This window comes from Pseudomonas sp. B424 (genome assembly GCF_055408345.1).
The window spans coordinates 35,456-41,875 of record NZ_JBUZTL010000033.1; the positions used below are offsets into that span (position 1 = coordinate 35,456).

At 61.6% G+C, this 6,420-nt stretch carries 4 protein-coding genes; 3 read left to right on the top strand and 1 reads right to left on the bottom strand.

Features of this window, described 5'->3' with window-relative positions; translation table 11 throughout:
- The first annotated feature begins 89 nt into the window (after window positions 1–89).
- The gene (locus tag ACZRMS_RS23950) at window positions 90–1,517 is read left to right on the top strand and encodes an FAD/NAD(P)-binding protein (RefSeq protein WP_463997346.1); all 1,428 of its coding nucleotides are present in this window, start codon (window positions 90–92) and stop codon (window positions 1,515–1,517) included.
- Window positions 1,518–1,552: 35 nt separating this feature from the next.
- On the opposite strand, the gene mgrA is transcribed toward ACZRMS_RS23950, so the two are convergent.
- Window positions 1,553–2,590 carry an L-glyceraldehyde 3-phosphate reductase gene (mgrA, locus tag ACZRMS_RS23955; protein ID WP_463997347.1) on the bottom strand — a complete coding sequence of 346 codons (1,038 nt, stop codon included), beginning with the start codon at window positions 2,588–2,590 and terminating at the stop codon, window positions 1,553–1,555.
- 335 nt (window positions 2,591–2,925) lie between these two features.
- On the opposite strand from mgrA, the gene ACZRMS_RS23960 reads away from it, so the two are divergent.
- Together ACZRMS_RS23960 and ACZRMS_RS23965 are read left to right on the top strand one after the other, a co-directional pair.
- Window positions 2,926–4,026, top strand: coding sequence for a polyamine ABC transporter substrate-binding protein (locus ACZRMS_RS23960; protein ID WP_463997348.1), 1,101 nt, complete (start codon window positions 2,926–2,928; stop codon window positions 4,024–4,026).
- A gap of 89 nt (window positions 4,027–4,115) precedes the next feature.
- Entirely contained in the window at window positions 4,116–5,216 is a 1,101-nt protein-coding gene (locus ACZRMS_RS23965; RefSeq protein WP_463997349.1) for a DmpA family aminopeptidase, read from the top strand.
- Window positions 5,217–6,420: the final 1,204 nt, after the last annotated feature.

Sequence of the window (6,420 nt, forward strand, 5' to 3'; positions counted from 1 at the left end):
AGGAGTCGTTCGATGCGCCGACACATGAACGGTGTCGGCGCATCGATCCTGTGCTCAGCGCTTAAAAATCCTGGAACGAGTGAATAACCATGAATAAGCCGCAAACCGGACAGGCAAACCCTGCCATCCGTGAGGCCGATGTGTTGATAGTTGGCGGTGGCCTGAGCGGCGCCATGTTGGCCATGCAGCTGCTGCGGTTGCCCGGCGCCCGGCAGATCGTCGTGGTGGAGCCGAGGGCGGAACTGGGGCGGGGTGAGGCCTACAGCGCCACCGAACTGGGGCATACCTTGAACGGCAATGCCGCGCGCATGAGCGTCGAGCCGGATGATGCCGATGACCTGACCCGCTGGCTGCAAGCGTATATCGCTGACGGCGGCTGGCCTGAGTCCGATCAACAGTCGGTGCCGGTGGCCGAGCTGTTCCCGCCACGCGGGCTGTTCGGGCTGTATGCCCGGCAACGTCTGGCCCAGGCGCTGGCGATTGGCGAGCGCAACGGCTCCAGCCTGACCCACGTGCGCGACGAAGTCATCGACCTGCAAACCCTTGAGCACGGGGTCGCAGTCACGCTCAAGGACGGTGCCGCGTGGCAGGCCGGGGCTGTGGTGCTGGCCACCGGGATGTTCCCGGCCGCCCGTACCGCCCAGCGCCAGTCCAGTGGCCTTAACGCGGCGGCGCTGGACCCTTGGGATGTTGAAGCGTTGCGCGGATTGCCTGTGGACGCCCGGGTGCTGATCATCGGCTCGGGGCTGACCATGGTCGATGCGCTGGAGTCGCTGAATCAGGCCGGGCATCGCGGGCCGATCGAGGTGTTTTCGCGTCACGGCCTGCTGCCCCATGTGCGCCGTCAGCCACCCGCCTGGGAAGATTTTTTGAGCCTGGCGCCGGATCTGCGCAGCCCCTTGCAGTTGCTGCGAGAGCTTAGGCGCCAATGTGCCCTGGCGCAGGCGCAGGGCATTGACTGGCAGGCGCCGCTGGACACCGTGCGGGTGCATATCGCCAGGCTTTGGAGTCAGGCCAGTGACAGGGAGCGCCGCCAGTTTGTGCGTCATGTGCGGCCCTGGTGGGAAAGCCATCACCATCGCTCGCCGCCCCAGGGCAATGCTTTGCTGGAGCGATTGCTCAAGGAGGGGCGGCTGAGTATCCGTGCGGCGTCATTGCAAGGGGTCGATAGCTCGGGCCCGCGAATTCGTCTGCGCTACCGTGGTCAGGATGAAGCGGTGTGGGTCGAAGGGGATGGGCTGATCAACTCCACCGGTATCGAGTACGACTGGCGTCGGGTGGATAAAGCCTTGCCCCGGCAACTGTTGCAGCGCGGGCTGATCCGGCCGGGTAATTTGGGGTTGGGGATTGCGGCGGACCCGGGCGGGGCGGTGTTGAATGCTGCGTCGGTACCGGCGCAGCGCCTGTTTGCCATGGGGCCGCCGCTGCGTGGCCAGTGGTGGGAAAGCACCGCGGTGACTGACGTTGCCTTGCAGGCCAAGGCGTTGGCGGAGCGGTTAGTGGGTCAGGCCCCTTAGCGCTCTCCCCGGGGGAGAGGGCCAAGGTCTGTTGACTACTGCGCTGTAGACGGTTTTTTCCAGAGGTTGATCCCGCCTTCCTGGGCAAAGCGGTCGATGCTGGCCAGTTCCTCCGGGCTAAAGGTCAGGTTCTGCAATGCCCCGACGTTCTCGATGATCTGCTCCGGCCGGCTGGCACCGATCAGCGCCGAGGTCACCCGCGGGTCGCGCAGGGTCCAGGCCAGTGCCATCTGGGCCAGGCTCTGGCCCCGTTGCCGGGCAATCTCGTTGAGCGCCCGCACATGGGCAATATTGCTCTCGGACAAGTGCGAAGCCTGCAACGAGCCACCGCCCGGACGGTTGACCCGCGCATCAGCCGGTATGCCATTGAGGTATTTGTCGGTCAGCAACCCCTGAGCCAGCGGGGTGAAGGCAATCACGCCGGCGCCCAGCTCGTCGGTGGTGTCCAGCAAGTCCTGTTCAACCCAGCGGTTGAGCAGGTTGTACGCCGGCTGGTGGATCAGCAGCGGTACTTTCCACTCCTTGAGCAAGGCGGCTATTTCCCGGGTCTTCACTCCGGAATACGACGAGATCCCGATGTACAGCGCCTTGCCCTGTTGCACGGCCGTGGCCAGGGCGCTGGCGGTTTCTTCCAGTGGCGTGTCCGGGTCGAAACGGTGCGAGTAGAAAATATCCACGTAGTCCAGCCCCATGCGTTGCAGGCTCTGGTCAAGGCTGGCCAGCACGTATTTGCGTGAGCCGCCGCCCTGGCCGTAAGGGCCGGGCCACATGTCCCAGCCGGCCTTGCTGGAGATGATCAGCTCATCGCGGTACTGCTTGAAATCTTCACGCAGCAAACGGCCGAAATTGGTCTCGGCGCTGCCGTAGGGCGGGCCGTAGTTGTTGGCCAGGTCGAAGTGGTTGATCCCCAGGTCGAACGCGGTGCGCAGCAGGGCGCGCTGGGTGTCGATGGGCGTGCTGTCGCCAAAGTTGTGCCACAGCCCCAGAGACAGTGCCGGCAGCACCAGCCCGCTGCGGCCCACGCGGCGGTAAGGGATGGAATCGTAGCGGTTATCGGCAGCGGAATAAGTCATCGAATCCTCTTCGTTCAGGTGTGTTCGTACGTTTTATGGGCGTGGCGCGCATGCATAGTGCCTGCTTTGGAGGCGCTGGTTGCACATCCGTTCATTCTGATTTTTTGGGCGGTGGCCCGGCACGGCCGGACATAGATTCGGACACGCATAATGGCCGCAACGATCCCCTTTTGGCCCGCTCCCCACTGTGAACCCGGGAGTCTGTCAGCAAGAATCAAGCCCACCCACCACACAACAATAAACTTTACCGTCCTTGCCCTTGGCCATTTGCAGGCCGCTGCCGTGTACAGAACATAACAACTATCGATCTCACGCCACATTCGGGGAACTGATCCATGGACACTATGAAACGCTTGCTGGGCGCCACTGTTTGCGGTCTGACCCTGCTGGCCGGCGCGGCGCACGCCGAACAGCGCCAGTTGCGGGTGTACAACTGGGCGGACTACATCCTGCCGTCCGTACCCAAGGACTTCGCGAAACAGACGGGCATCAAAGTGACCTGGGACTCCTTCGACACCAACGAATCCCTGGAAGCCAAACTGCTGACGGGCAACTCCGGGTATGACCTGGTGGTGCCGTCCAACCAGTTTCTCGATACCCAGATCAAGGCCGGCGTATTCCAGAAACTGGACAAGTCAAAACTGCCCAACTGGCAGCATCAAGACCCTGCGTTGCTCAAGCTGCTGGAGACCAACGACCCCGGTAACCAGTACGCCGTGCCTTACATGTACGGCACGGTGCTGATCGGTTTCAACCCGGCCAAAGTCAAGGCCGCGCTGGGTGACAACGCACCGGTGGACAGCTGGGACCTGGTGTTCAAGCCCGAGAACATGGCCAAGCTCAAGTCCTGTGGCGTGGCGATGCTGGATACACCTTCGGAAATCCTGCCAATAGCGCTGCATTACCTGGGCCTGGACCCCAACAGCCAGAACCCGGCCGACTATGAAAAAGCCAAAGAGCTGATGTTGAAGATCCGCCCGTACGTGACGTACTTCAACTCGGCCAAATACATGACCGACATTGCCAATGGCGATATCTGCGTGGCCATCGGTTACTCCGGCAGTTTTTACCAGTTCGGCAACCGGGCCAAAGAGTCGGGTAACGGCGTGGTAGTCGACTGGCGCCTGCCGAAAGAAGGCGCGCCGATCTGGTTTGATACGTTCGCCATCCCCAAAAGTGCGAAGAACGTCGCCGAGGCCCATGAGTTCCTTAACCACTTGCTGGAGCCCAAGGTGATTGCCGGGATCAGCGATTTTCTGGGTTACCCCAACGCCAACGAGGACTCGCTGGCACTGATCAACCGTGACATCACCGGCAACCCGAACCTGACACCCACCCCCGAGGCCCTTGCCAGCCTGTATGTGGTGCAGCCGTTGCCGCAAAAGCTGGAACGCGTACGGACCCGGGTCTGGACCAGCATCAAGTCGGACAAGTAACCCCTCGGGGGTAGTGAATGGGGGTTATCGCCAAGTGCCTGTCGGGTTTCTACACTGGGGGCACTTTATCGAAAGACGAGAACAGCACCATGCGTATCCGTGAGCTTGGCATCACCATCGGTTCAGGCACTCCGGGCGTGTACAACGCCATTACCGACGTCCCCGGGGTGCGTGTCGGTCATCACACGATCAATGTTGAAACCGACGAAGTATCCATCCACTCCGGTGTGACCGTGATTGAGCCCCGGGCCGGGGCCACCCACCTGCAGCCGTGCTTTGCGGGTGTGCATGTGCTCAATGGCAATGGCGACGCCACAGGGCTGGAGTGGATTCGCGAGGCCGGTTTGCTGACGTCGCCGATTGCCTATACCAATACCCACAGTGTTGGCGTGGTTCGCGATGCACTGGTGGCTGCCGAGCGTGAGATGGGCAAGCAGCACACCTATTGGTGCATGCCCGTGGTGCTGGAAACCTACGATGGCACGCTGAACGACATTTGGGGGCAGCACGTCACCGCCGAGCATGTGCACCTTGCCCTGCAAGCGGCCCGGAGCGGCCCGGTTGCAGAAGGCAATGTCGGTGGCGGCACGGGGATGATCTGCCACGAATTCAAGGGCGGGATCGGCACCTCTTCGCGGGTATTGAGCCCGGCGCAGGGCGGCTGGACCGTGGGCGCGCTGGTACAGGCCAACTACGGCGTGCGCGAAGCCTTGCGGGTGGGTGGTTACCCGGTAGGCACGGTGCTGGACGATGTGCCGTCGCCGTTTAAAAGCGCAGTCAATGTCGGCGTGCCGGGCATGGGGTCAATCGTGATTACCATCGCCACCGATGCGCCTTTGTTGCCTCACCAATGTACTCGTCTTGCACAGCGTGCCAGTGTCGGGTTGGCGCGAGTGGGGGGAGGTACCGAGGATTCCAGCGGCGATATTTTCATTGCCTTTGCGGTGGGCAACAACAACCTGCCGGCGGCCAACTTTGGCCATCCGGGTGAGCCGACCACGGCGTTGCAGATGGTCAATAACGACTACATCTCGCCGCTGTTTGCGGCAGCGGCGGATGCGGTGGAAGAGGCCATTCTCAATGCCATGCTTGGTGCTGAGGACCTGACGGGCTGTGGCAATACTGTGCTGGCGCTCAAGCCTGAGCGTTTGCTGGCTGCCCTTGAACAGGTGGGCTGGAAAGCAGTTTGAATTTTTGCGGGAGCCGGGCTTGCCTGCGAGGCATCCTCCAATCCGCTGTGAGAGCTGGTGTGGGAGCGGCTGTGGGAGCGAGCCTGCTCGCGAAGGCATCACCGGGGTTTGCCAGGAAGATCGTGTCGCCTGTTTCGCGAGCAGGCTCGCTCCCACATAAAAGGGTGTTGTTTCAAATCTGGTTATTGTCTTTGCTTTTGCTTTTGCCTTTGCCTTTGCTTTTGCTGTAGCCAGGGGAATGTACGAACAACGCGAATGCCCCCATTCCAGTTGGGCGTGTGTGGCGGATATGTACTTGGTGTTGCAGTTATTCATCCCGAGTACATATCCATTCAATGCGTCACGGCGTTCTACGGGTTTCGCCCTTACGGCGAGGCACTTTTTCCAAACGCCGAAAAAGTACCCAAAAAGGCTTGCCCCGGCGTACGGCCCTCGCTGCGCTCAGGTGTCCCTCGTTCCGGTCCCGCTCCGTGGGCACGCCGTGACGGGCCATCCTTGGCCCAACACGGCTCTCCCGGCATCCATGCCGGAAGACCCACTGCGCAGAACCTCCACTCGGCCTCCCGAAGGGGCGGGCAGATCAAAAGCAATGCCCGCCGAGGCGGCCGACCGGCCGGCCTGTTTGGCGGCGAGGTCTGCGAGACTCGCACATCTCCTCTGTGGGAGCGGGCTTGCTCGCGATGGCATCGGCGCGATTCAACTCAAATACCGCGCCGCTTGCATCGCGAGCAAGCCCGCTCCCACATGGGGTTGTGCAGTTTCAAGCTTTAACCTTTGCTTTTGCTGTAGCCACGGGATTAATCAAGCGACGCGAATGCCCCTCACAGGAGACAGGACGCAGGTGCTGTTATGGGGGTGGCGCGGCAGGACGCCGCGCCAGCCGCGATGGACCATGGATGGCCCGTCGCGGCGTGCCCCCATAACAGTGCCGGAGTGAGGGCACCGGGGGAGCCTGGGCGACCTCGACCGTATGGCAGGGCAAGGCCTTTTTGGTTCCTTTTGGGTCCTTGCAAAAGGGACTCGCTGTAAGAGCGAAACCTGTATTTCAGTTAAACGCGAATGCCGGATATGTACCCGGTGGTTCTGTTGTTTTTACAGCTGATTTACAGCGTACATATCCATTCGATGCGCCACGGCGTTCTACGGGTTTCGCCCTTACGGCGAGGCACTTTTTCCAAACGCCGAAAAAGTACCCAAAAAGGCT